This window comes from Acidobacteriota bacterium, assembly GCA_040752915.1.
GTDB lineage: Bacteria > Acidobacteriota > UBA4820 > UBA4820 > DSQY01 > JBFLVU01.
This window is the reverse complement of the sequence record JBFMHB010000147.1, coordinates 1-1,243: the sequence shown is the minus strand read 5'-3', so window position 1 is coordinate 1,243 and position 1,243 is coordinate 1. Positions and strand designations below refer to the sequence as shown.

The window sequence follows — 1,243 nt, the reverse complement described above, 5'->3', positions numbered from 1 at the left end:
GACCTCCGTCCCAAGGTGAAGCGCAGAACCGTCTGAGGCCCCTCCCCGGAGGGGCGGAGAGAAGAGACATGGCACGCATCGCCCCTCGAACCGTCGTCACCGCATCCGCTTTCGGCATCGCCTCCCTCGCCGCATCGGCCCAGCAGGACCCCCTCCAGACCACCGCCCAGAAGGTCATCAGCGAGTTCAACGCCCTCGCCCCCTACATCGTGACCATCGGGATCATCCTCGGGGGGCTGGCCATCATGTTCGGCCACTCGGAGGGGTGGAGCCGCCTGGGCAAGGTCATCATCGGCGCCTCCATCGTCATCGGCGCGGCGGCCCTCATCAACGTCCTGATCACGTAAGGCCATGGCGCTCACAGAGCGCCCCGTCCATCGCTCCCTGAACGAGCGCTTCACCATCGCCGGGTACAACGCCACAGAGGTCGTGGCCTGCTACTTCGGCTTCTACTACGGCGTCGCGTTCGGGGGCCTGCTGGCGGGGCTCGTCGTCCTCGCGGTCCTCTTCGCCGTCATGAAGTACGGAAAGACCAAGGATCCGCGCTACCTGGAGATCCTCCTTCGCGCCCGGCGCTTCCGTCCCCAATTGGACGCGGCCCGGCGGAGCGACGCGCCATGGTTCACGAAAAGCTGATCCGCGACCTGAGAAGCACCGAGAGCCTCACCGGCGCCTTGAGCTGGCTCGATTTCGTTGAGCACGGGCCCTACTCCTTTGTCCTCCAAAAGAACGGCAACCTCCTCGCCGTGGCCGAGGTCCTCTCGTGCGAGAGTCAGCTCGCCTCGGATGAGGAGCTGAACGCCGGGCGGGGGGACTTCCACGCCCTGGTTCAGAACCTCGGCCCCGGGACGGCCTTCAGCGTCCACTTCGTGCGCCGGAGGGCGGAACCGCTCACCCTCGAGACGGACCCGAAGGCCCCGGAGATCATCCGCTACCTACGCGAGCGCCAGGCCTCTTTCTGGGGGTCCCGGCGGGGCGCCATGTACGAAAACCGCGTCTTCATCAGCCTGGAGGCTCAGACGGGCGGCCTGAAGGACACCTTCTGGGGGGCCCTCCTGCGGGGGCACCGCACCTTCAACTGGCCCAGGTTCCACGAGAGCCTGGGACGCTTCGCCATCCTGTGGCGCTCGGTCCTCGACAACATGGCCGCCTTCGCGAGGGTCAAGCCCCTGGACCGGGACGAGGCCCTGCGCCTCTTCCACCACTTCATGAACCCCCTCCAGCGGGACGCCGGGCGGAGCCT

Annotated in this window: 3 protein-coding genes; all 3 read left to right on the top strand. The window is 67.3% G+C overall.

What is annotated here, in order from left to right; all coding sequences use genetic code 11:
* On the top strand, positions 1 to 347 hold a 347-nt coding region (locus AB1824_13590; GenBank protein MEW5765991.1), incomplete at its 5' end, for a TrbC/VirB2 family protein.
* Between the two features lie 4 nt (positions 348 to 351).
* The gene (locus AB1824_13585; GenBank protein MEW5765990.1) at positions 352 to 636 is read left to right on the top strand and encodes a hypothetical protein; all 285 of its coding nucleotides are present in this window, start codon (positions 352 to 354) and stop codon (positions 634 to 636) included.
* Positions 618 to 1,243: hypothetical protein (locus AB1824_13580; protein MEW5765989.1), on the top strand; the 626-nt coding region annotated here is incomplete at its 3' end. The genes AB1824_13585 and AB1824_13580, both read left to right, overlap by 19 nt.